Source organism: Brevibacillus sp. HB1.2 (assembly GCF_013332495.1).
Taxonomy (GTDB): domain Bacteria; phylum Bacillota; class Bacilli; order Brevibacillales; family Brevibacillaceae; genus Brevibacillus; species Brevibacillus porteri.
In genome coordinates, this window is record NZ_JABMIU010000005.1 from 227,716 (window position 1) to 250,718 (window position 23,003).

Annotated in this window: 17 protein-coding genes; 15 read left to right on the forward strand and 2 right to left on the reverse strand. The window is 47.2% G+C overall.

What is annotated here, in order from left to right; all coding sequences use genetic code 11:
- Nucleotides 1-16: 16 nt before the first annotated feature.
- A complete protein-coding gene (locus HPY28_RS14945) occupies nucleotides 17-1,249 on the forward strand; it encodes an efflux RND transporter periplasmic adaptor subunit (RefSeq protein ID WP_174230842.1) in 1,233 nt (410 codons plus the stop codon).
- Nucleotides 1,246-4,356 carry an efflux RND transporter permease subunit gene (locus tag HPY28_RS14950; protein ID WP_174230843.1) on the forward strand — a complete coding sequence of 1,037 codons (3,111 nt, stop codon included), beginning with the start codon at nucleotides 1,246-1,248 and terminating at the stop codon, nucleotides 4,354-4,356. The genes HPY28_RS14945 and HPY28_RS14950 overlap by 4 nt, the downstream gene beginning before the upstream one ends.
- Nucleotides 4,357-4,417: 61 nt before the next feature.
- Here the strand turns inward: HPY28_RS14950 and HPY28_RS14955 are convergent, their stop codons facing one another.
- Nucleotides 4,418-5,269, reverse strand: a complete 852-nt coding sequence (locus HPY28_RS14955; RefSeq protein WP_017252422.1) for a CPBP family intramembrane glutamic endopeptidase — start codon at nucleotides 5,267-5,269, stop codon at nucleotides 4,418-4,420.
- 198 nt (nucleotides 5,270-5,467) lie between these two features.
- Here HPY28_RS14955 and HPY28_RS14960 point away from each other — a divergent pair, with 198 nt between their 5' ends.
- The 9 genes from HPY28_RS14960 (at nucleotide 5,468) to HPY28_RS15000 (ending at nucleotide 17,048) form a co-directional block, all read left to right on the forward strand.
- Nucleotides 5,468-6,763, forward strand: coding sequence for an HD domain-containing protein (locus tag HPY28_RS14960; protein ID WP_173623305.1), 1,296 nt, complete (start codon nucleotides 5,468-5,470; stop codon nucleotides 6,761-6,763).
- Complete coding sequence (locus HPY28_RS14965; RefSeq protein ID WP_069851095.1) at nucleotides 6,756-7,286, forward strand: YwgA family protein; 531 nt, start codon at nucleotides 6,756-6,758, stop codon at nucleotides 7,284-7,286. The genes HPY28_RS14960 and HPY28_RS14965 overlap by 8 nt, the downstream gene beginning before the upstream one ends.
- A 183-nt stretch (nucleotides 7,287-7,469) precedes the next feature.
- Nucleotides 7,470-7,859, forward strand: a complete 390-nt coding sequence (locus tag HPY28_RS14970) for a thioredoxin family protein (protein ID WP_174230917.1) — start codon at nucleotides 7,470-7,472, stop codon at nucleotides 7,857-7,859.
- Nucleotides 7,860-7,895: 36 nt separating this feature from the next.
- Nucleotides 7,896-8,795, forward strand: a complete 900-nt coding sequence (locus HPY28_RS14975) for an S-layer homology domain-containing protein (RefSeq protein ID WP_174230844.1) — start codon at nucleotides 7,896-7,898, stop codon at nucleotides 8,793-8,795.
- The gene (locus tag HPY28_RS14980; RefSeq protein ID WP_174230845.1) at nucleotides 8,795-12,778 is read left to right on the forward strand and encodes an ABC transporter permease; all 3,984 of its coding nucleotides are present in this window, start codon (nucleotides 8,795-8,797) and stop codon (nucleotides 12,776-12,778) included. Before HPY28_RS14975 ends, HPY28_RS14980 begins: the two co-directional genes overlap by 1 nt.
- 66 nt (nucleotides 12,779-12,844) lie before the next feature.
- Nucleotides 12,845-15,607, forward strand: coding sequence for a lipase/acyltransferase domain-containing protein (locus HPY28_RS14985; RefSeq protein ID WP_174230846.1), 2,763 nt, complete (start codon nucleotides 12,845-12,847; stop codon nucleotides 15,605-15,607).
- 30 nt (nucleotides 15,608-15,637) lie between these two features.
- A complete protein-coding gene (locus HPY28_RS14990; RefSeq protein WP_174230847.1) occupies nucleotides 15,638-15,970 on the forward strand; it encodes a hypothetical protein in 333 nt (110 codons plus the stop codon).
- Between the two features lie 83 nt (nucleotides 15,971-16,053).
- Nucleotides 16,054-16,551 (forward strand): YwhD family protein, encoded by a 498-nt coding sequence (locus HPY28_RS14995; RefSeq protein ID WP_069851084.1) that lies wholly within the window; start codon nucleotides 16,054-16,056, stop codon nucleotides 16,549-16,551.
- Between the two features lie 239 nt (nucleotides 16,552-16,790).
- The gene (locus tag HPY28_RS15000; RefSeq protein ID WP_017252414.1) at nucleotides 16,791-17,048 is read left to right on the forward strand and encodes a hypothetical protein; all 258 of its coding nucleotides are present in this window, start codon (nucleotides 16,791-16,793) and stop codon (nucleotides 17,046-17,048) included.
- 50 nt (nucleotides 17,049-17,098) lie between these two features.
- Here the strand turns inward: HPY28_RS15000 and HPY28_RS15005 are convergent, their stop codons facing one another.
- On the reverse strand, nucleotides 17,099-19,150 hold the full coding sequence (locus HPY28_RS15005; protein ID WP_174230848.1) for a transglycosylase domain-containing protein: 2,052 nt from the start codon (nucleotides 19,148-19,150) through the stop codon (nucleotides 17,099-17,101).
- A gap of 195 nt (nucleotides 19,151-19,345) precedes the next feature.
- Here HPY28_RS15005 and speE point away from each other — a divergent pair, with 195 nt between their 5' ends.
- The 4 genes from speE to HPY28_RS15025 all read left to right on the forward strand — a co-directional run bounded on the left by speE (nucleotide 19,346) and on the right by HPY28_RS15025 (nucleotide 22,963).
- Entirely contained in the window at nucleotides 19,346-20,179 is an 834-nt protein-coding gene (gene speE / locus HPY28_RS15010) for a polyamine aminopropyltransferase (RefSeq protein ID WP_026043396.1), read from the forward strand.
- 19 nt (nucleotides 20,180-20,198) lie between these two features.
- Nucleotides 20,199-21,068 carry an agmatinase gene (gene speB / locus HPY28_RS15015; protein ID WP_017252411.1) on the forward strand — a complete coding sequence of 290 codons (870 nt, stop codon included), beginning with the start codon at nucleotides 20,199-20,201 and terminating at the stop codon, nucleotides 21,066-21,068.
- A gap of 181 nt (nucleotides 21,069-21,249) precedes the next feature.
- Nucleotides 21,250-22,494 carry an MFS transporter gene (locus HPY28_RS15020; RefSeq protein WP_173623310.1) on the forward strand — a complete coding sequence of 415 codons (1,245 nt, stop codon included), beginning with the start codon at nucleotides 21,250-21,252 and terminating at the stop codon, nucleotides 22,492-22,494.
- 55 nt (nucleotides 22,495-22,549) lie between these two features.
- Entirely contained in the window at nucleotides 22,550-22,963 is a 414-nt protein-coding gene (locus HPY28_RS15025) for a YwiB family protein (protein WP_106654809.1), read from the forward strand.
- Nucleotides 22,964-23,003 lie beyond the last annotated feature (40 nt).

Below are 23,003 nucleotides of genomic sequence, written 5' to 3' on the forward strand. Positions count from 1 at the left end.
AGGGGCGGAGGAAGTCATGAAGAGAAGATGGCTTGTATCTGTAATGATGATCGGACTATTGGCAACGACGGCTTGCAGCGAGCAACAGCCTGCTTCGGCACCCCAGAAGGAAATGAAGCATGTCATCGTTGCACAAGTGAAGAAGGAGCAGGCTGTTACCGTTACAGAGTTGTCTGGTACACTGGCTCCTTTGGAGGAAGCACTCGTCTCTTTTGAAGTAGGCGGTCGTATCGTGGAGATGAACCGTAAAGAAGGAGACACAGTCAAAGCGGGAGATGTGCTCGCCCGTGTGAACGCCCAGGATTACTCGCTCCAAGTCGCCTCTTCAAACGCTGCTATGCAGCAGAGTGCGGCAAATCTTAGCAAGGTAACGAATGGGGCGAGAGAGCAAGAAGTGACACAGGCGCGATTGCTGGTAGAGAAAGCAACAGTCGCTCTGCAAAAAATGCAGGATGATTTCAACCGGATTGAAAAGCTCTACCAACAAAACGCCATCTCCAAAAGCGAGTATGAAAGTGCACAAAATGGATTGACGATTGCGCAAAAGGATTTGCAAAACGCACAGCAGTCCTATTCGCTAGTTACCCAAGGCGCTCGTGTGGAAGACAAACAGTTGAGCCAGGCTGTTTATAATCAGTCCGTCATTGCCAAAGAAGTGGCAGCCAATACACTTGCCAAAACACAGCTCCGTTCGCCGATAAACGGGACGATCATCGCCAAGCTCTCGTCTGCTGGCAATTTGGTTGGTTCAGGCACCCCCGTCTTTCAAGTCGGCAACATCGACACATTAAAAGTCGTATTGCCCGTTCCTGACCGTGAGATTTCGGCATGGAAAGTAGGCGAGACGATCTCCTTAGACCTGTATGGACAAAAACGGGATGGCAAAGTGACAAAAATATTTCCTGCCACGAACCAAAATACCGGAACGATTGGTGTAGAGGTCCAAATCGCCAACCAAGCTCGTGACTGGTTTGCTGGTCAGGTGGTGAAAGCGACCAAAACGGTAACGGGGCAGGAAGGTGTCTACGTACCAGTGGAAGCAGTCATCAGCAGAGGAAAAGATGACGCGCATGTCTTCGTCAATGCAGGCGGCAAGGCTGTCAAAACAAGCGTAGCCATCGGGCAGATTGTCAGTGACAAGCTCGAGATCAAGAACGGATTAAAAGAAGGAGACCAACTGATCGTCAAAGGGGTGGACCGTTTGTTTGACGGTGATCCAATCGAGGCGGCAGGAGGTACACAACCGTGATCAAGTACATCGTACAAAAGCGCAAAATCACGCTTCTGTTTTTCAGCATGATTGCACTTGTAGGCTCCCTGAGCTTTTTTCAGCTACCCAAGCAAGAGATGCCGGATATTATCGTCAACATGGCGACGATCACGACGGTATACCCGGGAGCTTCGCCGGAAAAGGTCGAGCAGGCTGTTACGAAAAAGCTGGAAGAAAAAATCAATGAATTACAGGGACTTAACTATATATCATCCTCATCTTCCCTCGGAGTCTCTTTTATCATGGTGGAAGCAAAGAGTGACGTAGACCCGAAGCAAAAATGGGATGAATTGCGGAAGAAGGTAAAGGACGCAGAGGCTGATCTGCCAGCCGATGCGAAACAACCGATCATCAATGATGATTTGAATCGTACGTTTGTCCAATCGTTTGCGGTCACCGCTAACACGCGTGAGGAATTGTACAGCATGCGTACCATGCTGAAATCGTGGAAAGAACAGCTGCGCACCATTCCGAACGTAGCGGATGTACTGGTGGAAGGTCTACCGGAGCAGGAGGTCCACATCGAGGTTGATACGCAAAAGCTGAGCCAGTACGGGATCACATGGAGTCAGGTGATGATGGCGGTCAAAAAGGAAAATGAAAAAATCCCGCTTGGCGACCTGACCACAGAAAAACGGACCTACCAGCTTAAGCTGGCGGAAAATACAGATGTCGAAGAACTGAATAAAGTCATTATCTCTCGTTCAAAAGAGGGCTTCCCGATCTATCTGAAGGACATCGGATCGGTCAAAATGACGACGGAAACGGTGAAAACGACTTCGTATTTCAATGGGAAGCCTTCGATCACGATCAGCGTTAATGCAGAGACAGGAAGTGATGTGCCGTCCTTGCAGAAGCGCGTTGACGAGATGATGGTTACCTTGGATAAAACACTTCCGGCAGGGGCCGAGAGACACTCGATTTACAGTCAAAATGAACGCGTCGATGAGCTTTTTAGCGACCTGACCCGAGAAATGATGATTGCCATCGTCGCTGTTTTGGTGGTGTGTGCACTCGGATTGAACCTGATCACTTCATTGGTAGTAGCGATGGCGATTCCGATTTCCTTGGCTGTGGGGCTTATGTTCCTGCCATCTCTGGGTATTTCACTCAATATGATCTCGATCGTTTCCTTGATTATTGTGCTGGGGATATTGGTCGATGACGCTGTGGTAGTCAATGACAATATTGAGCGGAGACTGTCTGTCCTGGGTGAAAAACCGATGGCTGCGGCGGTTCATGGTGCCAAGGAAGTATCGATATCGATCACGACTGCTACGCTGGCTACGATTGCGTCGTTTGCGCCCTTGATGTTTTTGAGCGGCAACGTCGGGCAGTTCATTCGTCCGGTTCCCGTCATTATTTCGATGACGATGCTGGCGTCGATGGTCATGTCGCTGACGATCATCCCGATCTTTCGCCAATGGTATGAGCAACGTAGAAAGGCTGGCGTAGAAGGGTATCGTAAGCCCGCTGGACTGTTGGGGAAACAATTGTTGCAGCTGACCAAGTGGTATGCGAGCAAGTTCATGCCGAAAATTTTGAAGCGACCGCTTTTGGCAGGAATGATTGGCGTATTGATTGGAACGGCAGCATATGGATTGATACCGCTCACTCCAGTGGAATTGTTCCCGAACGATGATCGCCCGCAGTTTCTCATCGATATCCGTCTCCCCGTAGGCAACAGTCTGGAGGAAACAGACCGAGTGGTACGTGGGACGGCAGACTGGGTGTTGAAGCAGCCTGGCATCGAGACAGTATCTGCGTACGCGGGAGGCAGTGCACCGAAAATGTTCGGCGGAGATACAGCTGCCGGAAGCGGCATTACCGTCGGACAGCTAGTGGTTCGTTATAATGAAAAAGAGACCCATCTCGAGAACATGCTGGAGCCGTGGACAGAGGAATTCAAAAAGCTGTATCCGGAAGCCAGTATCTTGACGAAGCAGCTGGAGGCAGGTCCTCCGGTTGGAAAACCAGTCGTGATCCGTTTTTATGGAGAGGATATTGAGACGCTGCGCTCTCTTTCTGCACAAGTAAAAGAAAAGGTTGCCGGATTAGAGGGAACGTACAATGTACAAGACGATTTCGGGGTAGAACGCTACACCTTGGAATTTGTCGTCAATAAAGAGCTAATGGAGCAAAAGCTCGTCAACTACACGGACTTGTCCACGACATTGCGTCTGGTGAGCGAAGGCATTACCGTAAGCGAGTTTGATACGGGCTCAGACCTGATAGATATGAAGCTGTTCTTGCAAAAAGGTGAGGAAGACCCTGCATTGCTGTTCCAGCGACTCAGCATCGCCAATGCGCGTGGAGAGCTGATTCCGTTGTCACAGCTTGCGGAAGTAAAACCGACTTTCAGTACACAGACGATCCCGCATCGCGATTTGTCGCGGAGCGTGACGGTTACTAGTGATCTGAAAGGTAGAACGGCTACAGACGTAATGGCAGAGATCAAGCCGATGCTCGATAGTATGTCCTTGCCTGAAGGATACCGCTATGAGATTGGCGGCGAGACTTCCGAGCAGACTGATATTTTTATCGACATGGGCAAACTTTCGATTCTTGTGGTTTTCTTGATCCTGATTTTGATCGCGATGCAATTCTATTCCTTGACCATTCCTGTACTGGTTACCAGTACGATTTATCTCGCTGTATCGGGGAGCTTGATCGGCTTGTTCGTGACCCAGACGCCACTTGGCTTTATGACAATGATGGGGATTATTGCGTTGGCGGGCATCGTGGTGCGTAACGGGATTGTTTTGATCGAGTTCATCGAGGAGGCACGTCATACAGGCATGGAGCTGAAGCAGGCGGTTATTTCTGCGTGTGAGGCACGGCTACGGCCTATTCTTTTGACCTCGCTTACAGCGATTGCAGGTATGATGCCGTTAGCTATTTCGGGTGACGTTTTGTTCAAACCGCTAGCGGTCACCATTATTTCCGGCTTGGCGTTCTCGACACTTTTGACCTTGATCGTCGTACCGTCCTTCTATACGGTTCTGACGCAGCACAAGATCAAAAAGCTGGCGAAAAAAGCCGCGAAGCGCCCGGATTTGTATGGGGCTGAGGCAGAGACATTGTAATGACATGCAACAGCGGCAAACTCTCCGATTCATTTCGTTCGGGAGTTTGCCGCTGTTTGTTTTAATAAGCTTTTCTTGCTTTTCGCCAGCCGATTATCAAAAGAGCAAGAGCCAGTATGAGAAAAACGAGTACACATAAAGCCCAGATCGACTGTAGCAGCATGCTGTGGTTGACCAGCCAGGGAATCTCCTCTAGAGGCATGTTTTTCATTTTGGGGAGAGAAGGGATGATCATCGCATCTGCATAAATGTGCAGAATGATCGGAGCTAGCAGTCCCCAGCGAAGTGCTGCCCATGCCCACAAAACACCAATGAGAAACGATTCAAAAAGAGTCCCTAGACCATGCCCGGGTACGTGATAGTAAGCGAAAATCATCGAAGGAATGAGAAGATAGATCCACCTCGCACCAGTGGGCAGGTCTGTGTTCCTTCGATAAATGAGTATTAGCAAGAGAAACGGGATGCCACGAAAGACAAGCTCCTCCCACAAAGGGTTATGCCAGGTGGCAAACACAAGCAGATTTGCTTTGCCAGCAAGTGACTGTGTACCGATTGGCTGCGTGGTAGACCATCCGCTAATCGCTTGAAACGCACCTCCGGCCGCTTTTGCCAATAAGAGACCGACAAGGATGAACAGAAATGCTTGGCCCAATTTTTTCTTTTGTACAAGCCATAAGATTCCGCAAGCGTAAATCAGCGAGATAACACCAAAAATGAGCCAGCCAGGAAGCGGGATAGCGACCTTCCAATCGGTTTTCGGCCAGAATAGGAGAGAGACGGAAACCGTTTCCCGCAAAAAACCTGAGGAGAGAAACTGCCCCCAGGAGGCGAGTAAGGGCAGAAAGAGCATAATCATCAATAAAAGGAGTAAAAGTGGGTTTTTCGTTATGTATCGAAATGTATTGTTCAACATTTGTGAAAACCTCTCATCCAAACCATTTTTTTCTATATGATCCTACATGCCTTTTACTCGGTCTAGATGGAAATGGCATTCTTCAGATTTTTGTAAGAGTTTGATTGAGCAAGAAACGGTAGCAGACGTATGATATGATAGAATCAACATTCACTGTCAGTAATAGAGAGAACGCAGTACAGGAAGGGAGTGTCCAGGATGCAACAGCCACAGCTTCTTCATGAAGAAAAGGTATTCAAAGACCCTGTCCACCGCTACGTCCACGTGCGTGACAAATTCATCTGGGATTTGATCAACTCGGCAGAATTCCAGCGTTTGCGCCGAGTCAGGCAACTGGGCACCAGTTTTTTTACCTTTCATGGTGGAGAGCATAGCCGCTTTAACCACTCGCTTGGTGTATATGAACTGATGCGCAGGATTTTGGAGACGTTCGAAGGCCGAATTCAGTTGACGTATGAGGAAAAGCTGCTGTGCCTATGTGCGGCTTTGCTCCACGATGTGGGCCACGGTCCGTTTTCTCATTCGTTTGAAAAGGTGTTCAAGTATCACCACGAGGATTGGACGCGCGCCATTTTGCTTGGAGATACGCAAATCAACCGAATTCTTCGTCGGTTTGATGATAGCTTCCCGAAGAAATTGGCAGAAGTGATCAATAAGACATATGACAATAAACTGATCGTAAGCCTTATTTCCAGCCAGCTCGATGCCGATCGGATGGACTACTTGCTGCGTGATGCCTACTATACGGGCGTCAATTACGGCAATTTCGAGATTGAACGAATCTTGCGTGTCATGCGGCCGCAGGAGGATGGTATTGTCTTTAAATTCAGTGGGATGCATGCTGTCGAAGACTACATCATGTCTCGCTATCAAATGTACTGGCAGGTCTATTTCCATCCCGTGACACGAAGTGCCGAAGTCATCTTGTGCAAAATTTTTCAAAGGGCAAAGCTCTTGTTCTCCCAAGGCTATCCGTTCATGCAGGAGCCTGTCATGCTGCTGCCTTTCTTGCAGGAAAAGGTAGAGCTCGCTGACTATTTGGCGCTTGATGAGTCCATTATTCTTTTCTATATGCAGCTCTGGCGCAGAGAGCATGACCCCGTGTTGAAAGATTTGTGCGCCCGTTTTTTGGACAGGAATCTCTTTAAATACGTCGAATATAATCCGAGGGATTTCCGCTTGCTGTCTGAGCTGAAAGAACTATTTCAATCTGCCGGAATTGACCCGATGTATTATTTGGAGGTAGACACGACCTCCGATCTTCCGTATGATTTTTACCGTGCCGGAGAAGAAGAGGAGCGCATTCCGATTATGCTCCAAATGCCTTCAGGCGAACTGGTCGAGCTGTCACAGAAGTCAGAAATTGTACAGGCCATTAGTGGAAAGCGGCGCTTTGATTACAAGCTGTACTTTCCGTTGGATAAAGTCATGGCTTTGCCGGGGGATCTCTCCCGTAAGATTCGAGAACGTCTGGGAGTGATGGAGGATGCTTAATCGTCACGCCAAGATCATACGCCTGATTGAGATAGTCGGCGAAGTGAGCGGGCGAAAAAAATTGCAAAAGATGGTGTACATAGGAAAACATCTGGAGATGGATTTCGATGAGCGCTACGAGTTTCACATGTACGGTCCATATTCGGAGGAACTGACGCTCAGAGTAGATGAGCTGTGCAACATGGGGCTTCTGGATGAGCAAATGGAGAGTAAAGGTGCCATTCATATGTATCGTTACTCTTTGAACGAAACCGGTCGTGATTTTCTCAAGTTTCATGAGGTTGATTTCGGTAGTGGAGAACGTGCGATTTTGCGTATGAATGAGGAGAATTCCCGTTTTCTTGAGCTGGTTTCTACGATTCTGTATTTCAACCACCTGCCTTATGAGGAAATGAAGGGCAAAATCTTTACATTTAAGAGCAAGCAACGCTACACCGAAGAAGAGATTCAAAAAGGGCAGGCGTTTGTTGAAGAACTGCGTGCGCTGATGAAGGAAGACGGCGGCACTGCACATATGCAATAGGGAACATCATACGAGGACAAGCACGGCGTACGAACTTGCAAGAGTTGTGGTACGTCTTTTTTTTATACATGTCAGCCAGTCCAATGGGGCTGGCTTTTTTTGTCTCAGTTCGGGGCTGCATAATACGGGCATCGTTCTTTGACAAGTGCATAGGGATGAAACATTTTGATGAGCGAAAGGGAGATGGACGTGAGTAGAAGCAAGCAATGGTGGCTGTGGATCGCGCTCGGTGTGGTTATGCTTGCCGTCGGTATAAGTGCGTGGGGTACAGCCAGTGCCCATGAAGTAAGAGTGGTGTACGTCTATAGTGATAGCTGCGGATATTGTACGGAGTTCGGCCCGACATTCGAGAGAGTTGTGAAGGCGTATCCACCGGAAATGATTCAACGACTGGATATCCATAAGCAGAAAGAGCTAGATGAAGCGTCGCGACTCGGTGCAGAGGCAACCCCCACTGTTTTTGTCGTCGAAAAAGGGAAGGTGGTCGACAAGCTGGAAGGAGCCGTACCCGAGAATACGTTGCGAAGCTTTTTGCAAAGGAACCTAAATCAGACACTTTCTAAAAATGGATAATATAGGTAAAATATCCGGTAAAGAGGGGGTCATTCCATGAACAGACGTGCAATGATGTCATACCTACTAGCATCTGTACTAGCATTGGCAGGGTTTATTGGAGTTGCTGACAGTCATACGGTAAAAGCTGCTGCGCAAGCGAAGGACTACGCTTCACATACAGCAAAGGCAGCCATTGATTTTGGTGTACAGAAGAAATACTTATGGCTGGATAGCAAGGGGAACTTTTATCCGAATAGTCAAATCACGCAGGGGCAGTTTATCGCGAGTTTAGTAGCCATCCGCGAATTGAAGGAGGGAGCACCCGTACCGCAGCTCCCAGCAGGGCACTGGGCGACGATGAGCTATGAGAAGGCGCAGAAGGCGGGGATTTTGGCGGGGGTGAAGGTAGAGCCAAATAGATTGTTGACGAAGGAAGAAACGGCAGCGCTGGTGTATGCTGCATGGAAGCCAATTCGGGGTGAAAAGAATCCGAATTTAACCAATACCGGGGCGCTAATCACGTGGGGATGGATGAAGCCAGCACCTAGTGGTCAGCCTAAATTTCGTGAAGATTTGCCTGTGACGCGAGGGGAAGCTGCGGAGATTTTGCGTTATTTGTGGAAGGATAAGTGGCAGCTTGAGCAAGGGGCTAAGTATGCGGATGAGTTTCATAAGAGCTTGAAGGTTGTGAATGGGAAGATTAGTGGGAAGGTACCTAAGGGTGATAGTGATTTTATGATTACAGCAACATTTGTTACTAAGCAAAATGGAAGAGAAGGCTTCATAAACAACCAATCTTTTAACATCTTAATAAATAGTGTAAGTAGTATGGTTTTTTTTGTGACAAATAAGAATGACTCAACAGATGCCGGTTCTTTTAGATATTCAAAATTTCCCGAATTGGAGCGATTAAGTATAAGTCAAAAATTCCATACACCAAGAGGTGCTAAATAATGCGCATACATTTTATGAAGTACAGGAAATTATTTTTTTCTGTGCTTTCGTTTTTTCTTTTGTGCGGGCTACTTACCATTCAGCCTAATTTTGTTGAGGCTGCTCCTAACCTCCATGGTATTACTGTTGCGACTGTTGATTCGAATAAAGAACTTACTCCAAAAGGACAGTACGACACTATTCAGATTACTGACATAGTAGGATATCTAGGTGCAACTATTTCTCAAATAGAAGTAGATAGAGTTATCGATGGGACCAAAGTATTGGGTTTTGCTGATACAAACGCGAAAGCAGATAGGGGATGGTACTTTGTAGATAACAGTGAAGCTGTATACTGGATCAATCGGTTGGGGGGGAATTCTAATTTTATTCTAGGTGGAACTGCTAATGTTTATAGTAAGACAGTAATCAATTTAACCGTTCCTAATGAGTACCAAGCCTACAACCTCGCAGAACTAGCCTCCGCCTCAGGCGGCGCAGGCTACACCAAAGGAGACAACCTCGTCCCAGACGGCAAAGGCGGATACATCTCAGTAGGCCACTTCCGAACAACCCCACAACCCAGCGGCAACATAACCACCGACAAAACCAAATACAACCTCAACGAAACAGTTGAGATTCATGCAAATGCCACGGACTTTTCTTACTATGACCGCGGCATTTTTGTATGGTCTTTAAACGTGATCAACAAGACAACGGGACGTGGATACAAAAGCCTCTTGTCTAATCGACAATTCAACGATCCCAGTACCGCCGTTCCCACGGTAAACGAGACAAGCAGTCCCCCAGGCTACAAGTGGACCTATAAAAATACCGAATATAAGCCTTCCGAGCCAGGCGTGTATGAGGTGTCGCTGACAATCACTGACTTGCATCAAAGAAGTCGCCAAGGATCAAGCAGCATAAGCGTTTCGACACCTTACACAGCACAATTCACAGTAGGTGATGTAACCCCACCGGAAAAACCCGATCCTGAAAAGCCTGATCCAGGTCCAGCCTGTTCGATCGGATCAACAAAAACCAAACTGAACATTCAAGTCGTTGGCGATAAGGATATTAAAGACCACAATGCTGTTGCAAGCGGCGGCTCAGATATTGCTGTCGAAAAAAATGCCGAAATCACTCTCTATGCCAATAAATCGGGGAAGTTCACCATGAATGGTTATGATATGAAGCCTGGGGCGAATGGCAACAGGAAAGTCGGGACAGGAAGCATCGGTAGCTCTGGACGGGTAAAAGTCATCTACGTCAGTGATGATGGAACCGAATGCTGGGAGAAATATTTGAGAGTCAAGTCGCCAGACGGCGAAGGCTCATGCCCCATCGTTACACTGTCGACATCAGCAGTGAGAAACGGTGAAACGATTGAGATTATGCCGTTTGACACGCTGACGTTCCGAGCCAAATACACAACCAAATACGGAGATAGCGAGGAAGCATCGCTCAAGTGGGATGTAACACTTCCAAACGGAAAAATTTATACCTTACCAGTCGAGGAAAGTGACAATGGCAGATGGCGATCCTATCATTCCTCCAGCTTAAAACTTCCGTACGGGAATATTCATGACCCGTATGATGTTCAGTTTGAGAGAGGAAAAACGTACAAACTTAAGCTTAACTTCGATGGGACACAGTGGAAAGATCGGCCTGACTGCAATTGGGAAATCACGATCGTAGTAAAAGATGCCTCTTGTACAATAGCGGACCAAAAAAAGGTTAAATTCCTGGTACATAGCGAGCCGCCGCTACCATTTTCTCCAGAAGGCGAACTGATGAATGGATCACCCAGTTCAGGATATACACTGACAGACCCGGTATATTTCAAATACTTTACTGATCTCGGAAACCACTACGATACCAATCTATGGTTTTCCTCGAAGGTATCTGGTACCTGGTATTTGAAGACCCCCGAAGGAAAAACAGCGTTAACCGACAAGCTTGCAGCGGGAGATCAATTCAGGCTGATGTTGCCAGTCACTGTGGATGTTGGTGATGAAATTGTACTGCTGTTCGAGTCCGAGACGGGCTGCACGGGTGAGGTACGATTCACCATTGAATCTGACCAAAAATGCCAGGATATTTTGGTGTCTGTAGAAATTAATCTGAAAAACCAAAAGTGGAGCAAAGAAATTAAACGTGGAGAAACAATTGAATTAGCAGCAGATGAAATTCCAGACGGGTATCGTTTTCACATGTTTTTGTCCGAGGATAGTCACTTTTCGATGAGGTGGTTCGATCCGGCCACAGGAAACTGGGAAAGAAAGCGGAATGGAAAAGAACTGGATGGATCAAACACCTCCACAAATGGACATTGGGTGTATTTTCCGGAAGATGGGAACGATCTTCTTCTAGAAGGTCTGTACAAGGTGCAATTTTACTCAACCCAGAGTGATGGCTGCGACGGTCATTTTTTTGTGCAAATTGGCAAAGGCACTCCAAAGCCGGATGGAGAGAATTTGCTTATTGTGAAATCGAGCTTTCAAATTGATCCGAAGAGCCCTCAAGCCGCAGGAACCGATGCGACAATTACATTCAACGTGAAGAATGCCGGGAAATTAACGCATGATACGAAATTGGCTGTTCGGTGGGCTAGCTCAGAGAAGGAAACCAGCTTGGATGTGAAGGAATTCAAGCCGGGTGAGGTTCGTAAGATCACGGTTCCGACGAAGTATCCGCAAAAATCGGAGGATTTCATCGCCCATATCAACCCTGCGAAATCCATGCCGGAAAATGAGACGATCTGGACAGACAATCGTGCGGTTTGGCCCGTGAAGATAGTTGGTGGGGGAGTTCTCGAGCCGCCTGGTGGTGGAGACGATTTTGATGGCGGTGAAATTGGATTAGAGATTTATGACAGTGATGGTCGACAGCTACAAAAACTGCCGCTACATGCAGATGGCGTGTGGGAACGTGAGCCTGCTACGATTCGCGTGGTCATTGATCAGACGAAAATAAATGAAGGCTTCCAAAAAACAGAGCAGGAGATCAATCAGAAAATTACACAATTTAAAGCACAATTGGAGAGTTCAGTCAGCGGGGACACTATCAAAAACGTAACCGTCACTGCGAATCCCGGGTGGATTTCAGATGCAAAGAGCATGGCGGTGTATACACCATCGCAGCTTGATCTGAAGCTGACAGGCCCCGGTGCGCCGATGCAATGGCAGGTAAGCAGTGCATCTACAGGTACAGAGGTCGTGTACACAGGAACCACTGTCCCCACGCAGACGACTTGGCGCCAAGTACTCCAATCGCAAAAGTACAAAGCAGAAATCAACGGCTTTGTCATCGTAATGGATTATCAGGTCGATTTTGAATTGTCCTACGAGAGCTGCGCGATGAACGACGAAGATGAAGAGGTTTGTGAACCACAGAACATATCCAAAACAATGACAGGAGGCTATACCATAACGGTAAAAGGGGGAGAGCGTTCCTTTGAAGTATTTGAGCCGAATGCAACAGGCTCGATTCGCCATACAGCCGAATGGGCAGCGTATCATGCCAGGGACCGGTATCCAAACAGCCAGCCAAACGATTACTATGCGGGGGAGCGAATCTTGACACAAGTGGAGCTGCAGGATCGACATCGCCATCCCGTGAGCAACCAGTTTCCTGTCGTAACATCTGCGCGGGCGTGGATTTCAGAAACTGGCTTACGCCAAACGCCGTTACAGTCGTTGTTAGCCTTGCAACAAGCGACTCCCCAGCTCTGGAGAGGTCCTTCTTATTCCGCTTCCAAGCTAGGAACTCGCGAAGTGGGAGTAGATACGCCTTTGATGGGGGATAAACAGCATGGCTTCCAAAAGGATGCGAGCTACGCTGTCTATTACTCTGTTTCCTTTCGTTTTGACGTGAACAAGGGTTTCTCCTATCAAAATAAAGCTTCTGGGCAAGGGCACGAGCTAAAAGATTATCAACTACCTTTCCGTATCATTGCAAATGCATGGGAACGACAAGGAATCCGCAACCATACGACACAGTAAAAATATTTGCACCCCCTCTCTGTCTTTTTCTACTGTAAAGCTAGAAAAAGGATGAGGGGGATTTTTGTGGGATTAATCACGCGGCGCTTGCTATGTGCACTTCTCCTATTCGCTTTATGCTTGGGAAATACAGTGGAACAGGGCTGGGCAAATGAACGGGAGATATTCGTAGAGGAGGCGTGGGCATGGATCGACGAGGGAGAGGTGCGTTTTCAGGCACAATTATCGGGTACTCCGGATAAAATCGAGCTGTCTGTCAATCAGGACATCGACAGCAAAACCCGTTCTTTTCACGAGGAGTCTCAGATTTCCCTCGCTGTAATGCCTTTGGATGATAGCCCTCTCCAGATAACGATGTTCATAGATGATTCAGAAGAGCCGTTACGTAGCTGGGAGCTGTCGTTGCCTGAACACATAGAGCCGACCGTAGATAAAATAAAAATCAAAAAGGCACCTTGGAATGAAATGGCTGCCGATCAGGGAGAACCGTTAGAGTTGGTTGAACTAGAGATCGAAGACCCAAACGAAGCTCCGCCAGAGCAGGATGCCACCGATGAAGAGCTTTCGCGGCTGGCAGAGGAATTTTATGCGCATTTTTCAGGCGAGAAGAAGCCTGGAGAAGTGGAACTGCGCAGTAGAGAAGCTCGCTTTGAGGTAGAACCGAATGACACCTTGGGCAGCAGATCGGATTGGCTCTTTGATGGAAAGGACAGCCATGGAAAGATTAGTAGTAAAGATGATGTGGATTTTTGGAAAATCAGAGGAACAACAAATGGACAGATGAATATATCCCTCACAGATATTCAGACAAACGAAGACTACGATTTGTATGTGTATGATGAGGAGGAGCGGGAGCTTGCCCGTTCAGAGCAACATGGAAATGAGCCTGAGCTAATCGAGGGACTGGCACTGGAAAAAGACAAATGGTACTACATCAAGGTCGTTGGAAAGCAGGGCTCCTTTTCGAAAGATTACTATTACCGCTTGCGAGTTGATTTTTTCGCGGATCAAGGAGGGGGCAAGGCGGATGGGTACGAGCCGAATGACACAATGGAAGAGGCCTACGAGCTGGATGCGTATAACCGAAATATCGTAGGGAATCTTCATTCACAGACAGATGTGGATTTTTACAGCTTATCCGTTAAGCTCTCCTCTACTGTGGAGGTCTCCCTCAAGGATATCCCTACTGGAATGGATATGGACGTATTTCTGCTCGACGAGGCTGGAAAAGTTGTTGCTAGATCTGAGAAAGCAAAGAATTCGGATGAACATATGATTTTCAATGCCTATCCTGGAACTTATAAAGTCAAGGTCATGGCCAGCAAACGCTCGGGATTTACCGCTAACTCGTACAGTCTTTATATTGGAGACAGAACGATCCCAGTTATCTTAATCCCGGGAGTAGGTGGATCGCGACTCGAAGTGGAGCAGAATGGAAAGAGATCGGAAATATGGTTGGCACTTGGCGATAGTCTCATTGGTATTAATGATCCCAAACACCGCAGGCTGCTTTCATTGGAGCCGATCAAGCCAAACAGTGTAGATGTACAGCCAGTCGTCCGTGATGCGACGATCCACCCGGAAAAAGATGATTTTTATGCCATCGAATATCTTTCCTATGCGCCGTTTTTAAAAGAACTTACCGAACAGTATTACAGCATGGTAAAGGAACTGGAGAAAGCGGGATACAAAAAGCATCGCACCTTATTTGCACTGCCGTACGACTGGCGATACAGCAGCACCAAAAATGCCAACCTTCTAAAAGAAAAAATTGATGCTGCACTGAAAGCAAGCGGGGCAAATCAGGTGCATTTGGTGGCACATAGCATGGGTGGGCTCTTGGTAAAAGAAACACTTCTATCCAATGTGTCCTACCAGCGCAAAGTGAATCGTGTCGTGTATATGGGCACACCCTTCCTAGGCTCTCCACGGGCATATCAGGCTCTTAAGCATGGATACAATTTTTCGATCCCATGGCTGGATGAGGAGACAGGGAAAGTGATTTCCTCTTATGCGCCTGCCGTTTACGAGCTGTTACCCTCCAAAAAATACTTTGAAACGGTTGGCTTCCTGAAAAAGAGTAACATCCAGTACTACACCTACGACGAGTTTTTAAAGGACAAAAATATTCGCCTCGACTATGCGCCGCTTGTTAGACATGGCGGCAAGATGCATGAAAAGTGGGATAACAAAACGATCAATGTTCCACAGTATTCCATTGTCGGTACAGGTCAAGTAACACTGCTCGGTTACTTTTATGATTCTTTTTATAACGAGTGGTCCCCGATTCTCGATCCTGGCGTTGGAGACGGTACCGTTCCGTATATGAGTGCCAATTACGCCCAGAAGGATATGAAAAAACGTTACTACGTGAAAGGCGAACACGCCAAGCTCCCGACCATACCAGAAGTCATCGACCAAGTAACGCGATTGCTACAGGGAGATGAGGAGTTACAATCAGGATTGCGCAATGCTCCGGATCAAAATGCTGACTATCTGTATTACATCATTGCACAAGCTAACAAAAGCTTTCCTGAAGTGACGATACAAAAATCCGGCCAGACCTTTACGCTCGACGCCAATAAAAAAGAAGTACGGGAAGACCTGTCTATTGAATATCACGATCGCATCGTTGTCATCCATGTTCGAGATGGTGAAGACCTGGAATTCCAGCCGCCTGTAGCTGTAGAGGGAGAGGAGCCAGCGCGCTTTCTGATCAAACGTTTCTCGTCAGATGATTCGGAGCGTTACAAAGAAACAGGTAGACATTACGTGCTCGATGAGCGTGGACTGGCAGAGGTAGAAGAATCAATGGCTTTCAATGATTGAGTAGTCACCTAAAGCAAGGGGAGTAAGACAATGGATGATAATTGGATTGTCTGGTTCATACTCGGTCCTTTCGTATTCTCATTGATGTTTGCGGGGCCTTTGATCGGTTTGCTCATCGCCGCATTCATTCGCTTCACGTTAGGCTTTCGAGGCTGGCTGATCTTTCTAAGTGTTCTTTTTATCAGCTTTGTGTACTACCTGTTTATTGTTCCCTCTGACACGATGCTAGGTGAACTGTTAGTCATGAAGGTAGCTATGGCTGTCCATACAGCAGTCGTTACGATCCTGATCATGTCGGGCATCGAAAAAATCATCCAGCTCGTAAACAAAAAACGAAACACCCAAAATCCCATGGATAAATAACTGGGCACATAGGCAAATTGCGTCATCGCACGTTTTTCGAGTAGAATAAAAGGAAGGAGAATGATTGTCTGGAGGTTGTTCAAATGGATATTTTTGATAATAAAAAAGGTGGTTTTACCATCATGAGTGGAAAAACCGATGTACACGGAGGTTTTGGTCAAGGTGTACTTGACCTGAATGCTGTGTCTTCGGTCATTATCGATGGGGACGAAGCGTACATTGACATGGGTGCCTTGCATGCCAAAAGTTCTGTAGAAAAGGGCATCAAATGGACGATGAATAAAGAAGAAGTACCAAATGGAAAGCCTTATTGGCTCGTTTGGGTAACCGTCGATCGCAATGAAGCTGGTCCTTATTATGCAGGGGCAACCGCGTGCTATATGGAAATCGATAGGGAAGCGCGTCGGGGCTACAAAATTTTGGCAGATCACGTGAATCGCATGGATTACTCCATGAAGAGACGTATTATGCTGTCCGATCTATCCGAGAAGGAAAAAGCCGCTCTGAAAAAGCTTTTGATTGATAATAACGCGGACATGTTTGAGAACTCCACCGAGGAATTAAAGCAAAATTTGTCCTAAAGTTGGAAATCGTGAACGGTCTGTGAACAAATCGTGAAATCAATTGTTCACACAATTGAAGTCAGGTAAACTTATTTCCATATCTGTGTAACATGTACACTAGGTCAACAAACAGGGAGAGAGCCGTCACTCTTTCCCTGTTTGTGTATATAATTTCTTTTATTGATCATAGTTTTTGGGATATCGCGGAACACTAATGGGGATTGAACCAAACTGTTTGACGGAAGGGGCGGTACCCATTGGGAGAAGATCTCCGTGGTAATGAACAATCGCATGATCATTTTGTGAAGCACGGTGGCGTCCATTTCCACACACACGTGACTCCGACCGAGATAAACAACTTTGTGAGTAAGCTCCCTGCTGGAAAAAGGGAAAGCTTGTTTGAAGTATTGGAGCAGCTTGATAATGCCGGTCTGATTACAATCGTCAACGACCATGTTTTTGCAGATGGAGATGGAGTCGTGGGCGGCGGGGACAATCAGAGCACGCAAGGTTAATAGGTATATTAAAAAGGACGTACTCGATGAAGAGAAACGTCCTTTTTTCTTTAGTTATTCGGTTTCCACCAACTGCCCATGCGCTGCCAGAAGGTCGCAGAATCTGGCGGCTTTAAAGGTGTCGGTGTCTCATTTGTCGGGATGTGATCCGTGCAGTAATCTTGAGGCTCTGTTCCGCTGGCAAAATAAAAGAGCTGTGGATTCGGACAATGTTCGGTCGCCAGTTTTCCAGAAGCGGGATCAATATAGACAGAAACCACACCAGCTGGCATGTCAAAGAGTGCAGGGGGTTGACCTTTAAGCGCACTTTCCATGAACTGGGCCCAAATTTTTTTGGACAGATAGCCTTCCTTTACATCATCGACCTTTTGATTTTTGTCGTAACCTACCCATACGGTAGAGACTAGCTGCGGAGTGAACCCACTCAGCCAAGCGTCATAATCCGTAGATCCTGTTTTCCCTGCTACCGGTCGGTTCATTTCGCCAGCTACGCGATATCCCGTACCGCCTTGTTCAAATACACTTTGCATCATATTCACTAAGAGAGCAGACGCGACAGGATCGGCTACCTGTGTTTTCTCCGGTTTTTCTTCGACCAAAATGTTGCCCTCGCTGTCCTCGATGGAGGTGATAGCAATGGGCTTCACTGCTTGTCCCTTGTTGACAATTGCTGCATAAGCTGCGTTTAACTCCAAGGGGGAGATGGGTGAAGTTCCCAGTGCCAGAGAGGGAACTGCTTGCATCGAGCTGGTGATACCTAATTGCATTGCCTGATCCACCACTTTTTGTGGCCCGAGAAAATCAATGGTCTTGACGGCATAAATGTTGTCGGAAGTTTTGATTGCATCACGCATGTTGATCAGTGCGTTTGCATATTTTCCACCAAAATTGCCGGGAATGTACTGTTTATTGTTATCGTAGGTAAAAACGGTCGGTTCGCTTTTCATCAAAGTGAGCGGTGTATAGCCGTTTTGCAAGGCTGACAAATACATGATTGGCTTGAAGGAGGAACCGGGCTGCCGCTTGCCAAGCACGCGATTGAACTGACTCACCTTGTAGTCACGTCCACCTACCATCGCTTTAATATAGCCGGTAGTTGGGTCCATGGCGACGAGGGCTACTTGCAAATTCGGATTGTTCTTCGGTAAGACAGAGGCGACAATATCCTCGGCCTTTTTTTGTACGACTGGATCAAGGGTCGTATGGATTTTTAGGCCTCCATGAATAAATTTTTCTTCGTCGATGCCATATTTGTTTTTTACCAAATTGGCGATGTAATCACGGAAATAAGGAGCTGGCTCGGTTACATTTTCGTTTGTTCGCTGTTTCAGCTTGATTGGTTCCGCGTAGGCTTGCTCTACTTCCTTCGATGTCAGTAGATTGTCACGCTCCATGGCATTCAAAATGAGCTTTTGTCTGGCTTTGGCGCGTTCTAAATCGACAAATGGTGAATAATAAGTAGGACCTTTTGGGATGCCAGCCAGCATGGCGCTCTCTGCAACTGTCAAATCTTTGGCGTTCTTGCCGAAATAGGTTTGGGCAGCAGCTTGTACCCCATAAGCTGAGTGACCATAATAAATCTGATTCACGTACATTTCTAATATTTCATCCTTGCTGTAATTCAGCTCAAGCTGAATTGAAAGCAAAGCTTCTTTGATTTTTCGTTCCCATGTCTTGTCCAAGCTGAGGTACAGATTTCTTGCCAATTGTTGAGTGATGGTGCTGGCACCCTGGCGCTTGTCCATGTTAATGACATCGACATAAGCGGCCATGGCTAATCGTTTCCAATCAAAACCGAAATGTTCGCGGAACGAACGGTCCTCGATCGCAATAGTCGCATCAAGCAATGCGGGTGAAATCTCTGCAAGTGGCACAGAAATCCGGTTCTCGCCACGGTGCATCGTATCCAAAACCTCTCCATTGGAAGCGTAGATCGTCGTGGTTTGCTTCACAAACGTTTCCGGGAGTGGTTGAGAGCGTAAGTACAAAATGAGTAGCAAGATGGCAAAAGAAAAACATAATAGGCTGAGAATGGTAAATTTTACAAATCTCTTAGCCCAACGCAAATAGCGCAGCAATGGGGCTTCGCGAATGACTTCCATGTGTGCCTCTCCTCCTTTCTGCGGTTGAATCAATAAAATAGGACATACTACGTTACTAGTAGTATGTGTCGCTTGCAAGCTGGTTAAACTTTCCTTGCTAGAAAAATATCTTGCAATTTGGAAGACAGCTACTATAATTTTCTTGTTATATGTATTTTCATGCGGTTAATTGAAGGAGGTTACATAGCCATGAACATGGAATTGTGGTACACCGAAAAACAGACGGAAAATCACGGGATAACAACGAAAATTACAGAAACCCTATACAGTGAGAAATCCGAGTTTCAACAAATCGACGTAATTAATACGAAGCAGTTTGGTCGCATGTTAGTGCTCGACGGCATGGTTATGACTACCGATGTCGATGAGTTTGTCTACCATGAAATGATTTCTCATATCGCGTTGAATACGCATCCAAACCCGAAAAAGGTTCTGGTTGTAGGCGGCGGCGATGGCGGTGCTATTCGTGAAATCGTAAAGCACGCGTCTGTAGAAAAAGCAGTTCTGGCTGAAATCGACGGTGGCGTCATTGAGTCTTGCAAAAAATATTTCCCTGAGATTGCGAGTGCATTGACAGGCAATCCGCGTGTAGATGTACAAGTCATCGATGGTATTAAACATATTCATGACCACAAAGGTGAGTACGATGTGATCATGGTTGACTCTACAGAGCCAGTTGGTCCAGCTGTAGGTCTGTTCGAAAAAGGTTTCTACCAAGGCATTCACGATGCTTTGAAACCAGACGGCATCATGGTTGCTCAAACGGAATCTCCTTGGTTCAACCGTGAACTGATCAAGCGCGTGTTCAAAGACCTGAAATCGATCTTCCCGGTTACTCGTCTCTACACTTGCAGCATCCCTACTTATCCATCCGGACTGTGGAGCTTCACCATCGCATCCAAGCAACACGATCCGTTGGAAGTAGATCCAGCGAAAATCAAAGATTTGGGCACCAAATACTACAATGCGGAAGTTCACCACGCTGCTTTCAAACTGCCTAACTTTGTGGCTGAGCTGACCCGCGACTAATCGGGGGAGAACAACACCTATGCGTTTTGACGAAGCATACTCTGGAAATGTTTTTATCCGTAGTCACGGGAATTACGAGGAAAGCCAAGCCGTTATTTACGGTATGCCGATGGACTGGACAGTGAGCTTCCGTCCAGGCTCTCGTTTTGGTCCTGCCCGTATTCGTGAGGTTTCTATCGGTCTGGAAGAGTACAGCCCGTACTTGGACAGGCTGTTGGAAGACATCAAATACTTTGATGCTGGCGATATTCCCCTTCCTTTCGGAAACGTGGAAGGTAGCCTGGATGCGATCCGTACATTCGTGGCAAAAGTATTGGCAGATGGCAAGTTCCCATTGGGTCTGGGCGGAGAACACTTGGTTTCCTGGCCAGTATTCCAAGCGGTTTATGAAAAGTACAAGGATATGGTCGTATTCCACTTTGACGCGCATACAGACCTGCGCGACAACTACGAGGGATACGAATACTCCCACTCCACCCCGATCAAAAAGGTATGCAACCTGATCGGCGGCAAAAATGTTTACTCTTTCGGTATCCGTAGCGGTATGAAAGATGAGTTCGAGTGGGCAAAAGAAAACATGCATCTGTACAAATACGATGTACTGGAGCCAGTGAAGCAAGTGCTGCCTACTATCGGCAACCGTCCAATCTACCTGTCGATTGACATCGATGTATTGGACCCTGCGCACGCTCCGGGAACAGGCACAACAGAAGCAGGCGGCATCACTTCTCGTGAGTTGCTCGATACCATTCACTTCATGGCAAACAACGGTGCGAATGTCATCGGTTGCGACCTGGTGGAGGTTGCTCCTGTGTATGACCACAGTGAAATGACGCAAATCGCGGCATCCAAAATCGTTCGCGAGCTGCTCTTGAGCTTTGTGAAATAAGATATCCGCGTAATTAAGCCCCCGGTTTTTGTAAAAGAACCGGGGGCTTTTCTTATTGGTGGTAGACGTTCAATTCAATTAATAAACATTTTAGTTTACAAAGTATAAAATCGTCAGTACAATCATAATAGTGAGATGATTTAATAGTCGACGGAGGTTTTCTTACAAAGGAGTTGTCTGCATGAGAGAAGTATTTGCCTACGCACCATTTCGAAAGCTGTTCTTTTCCAATCTGTTCTCCGGCTTTGGGCAAGGCATGACGATGATCGGGATTGCTTGGTACCTCGTGGAAACGACAGGCTCTGCTCAACTTTTGGGCTCCACCATGTTTACTTCTGCGGTACTGATGTTTTTCATCGGGCCGTATATCGGGACGCTCATCGATCGTTATTCCCGCAAAAAAATGCTGCTGGTAGAAAACTTGATCGGATTTGGTGTGCTTGGCATGCTTGCGATCTGGGGCTTTTTCGGAGAGTACACCGAGTGGATGCTGATTGTTATCTATTTGACGACGACTTTTATGTACCAAATTCATTACCCGACGCAGTCCGCACTGGTTCAGGAGACGTTTGAGCCCAAGCATTACAACAGCATCAACAGTCTGCTCGAGATCGAAGGACAGACTGCATCTGTTCTTGCTGGCGCGTTTGCAGGGATTTTGCTTAGCTCCTACGGGCTGCATGTGGTGATTATTTTCAATGCGATTACCTACTTGTTCGCCTTTACCTTGCTGTCTACCATGACGTATACCTTCACGCTGGAAAAAGAAGCGAAGCAAAGCCAGGGTGTCGCTTGGACGGGGCAGCTGATGGAAAGCTGGCGGTACATTCGGCAAAAGAAAGGATTCCTGCTGTTTGGCATATCGGCACTCATGCCCTTCATTGCTGTTATGGCGACGAACTTATTGAAGCCTGTTTACATAAGCCAAACGCTGCAGGAGGGTGTCTCGGTTTATTCGCTAGGTGAAGTCACGTATGCACTGGGGGCCGTGGCGGCAGGTTTACTCGTTGCGATCGTCGTTCGCAAGATGGGGCAGCTGGCAGCCATGATCGTCAATACGTTGTTGTTCGCGATTGCCATTGTTGTCATGGTTGCTTTGCCGTATGGCTGGGCGTTAATTGCGGCGTACACGTTTTACGGGTGGAGTAACGCTTCCGTGCGCTTGATTCGGCAATCGCTCTATATGACAGTTGTGCCGAAGCATCAGATGGGGCGGGTGATGAGCTTTTTCAACTCAATCGGAATGATGATGCGTTTGGTCCTTATTGGTTTGTTTACGGCTATGATCGATTACACGGGGGCAGGAGTCGGGTACTTGGTGTTGGCAGGTCTGCTGTTGCTTGCGGCGATCGGGATTGCTGCTACCATGAAATACCTGCTGGCTGATGCCAAAGCGGAGGCGGCGGTTGCCACACCAGAGCGATGAAGGGTAGAATGTAGGGATAAATGGGAAGCGAAAGAAAGTGGAGTGTGGAAGCAGCATGCAAGACATACAAGTGAAATTGACGGCACGACATCATGTCGAAGGCAACTGGGAAGAAACGACCCACAGTTATGAAGGCAAGCGCGTACAAAAAGCAACCGCGTGGTACTTGACCTACAAAGAGCAGATGGAAGGCGTAGGCGAGGTAAGCACGACACTGAAGCTAACAGATACGTCCATTACGCTGGTTCGTCAGGGCGGAGTTTCAACCAGACAGCAATTCGAAAAAGGAGCCAGCACCCATTCTACCTATCAAAGTCCCTATGGTCCGTTTGCAATGGAGACGCATACGAACAAACTGCGAATCCGCTACGAAGCAGAGGTTCCTGTACAGGTAGAAATTGCGTACCAGCTATGGATGAATGAGCAGTATGCTGGTGAGCATGAGCTGAAAATAGAGCTAGGAAAATAAGCCGCCCTTTGCAAGGGCGGTTTTTTGCACGTACAATAGG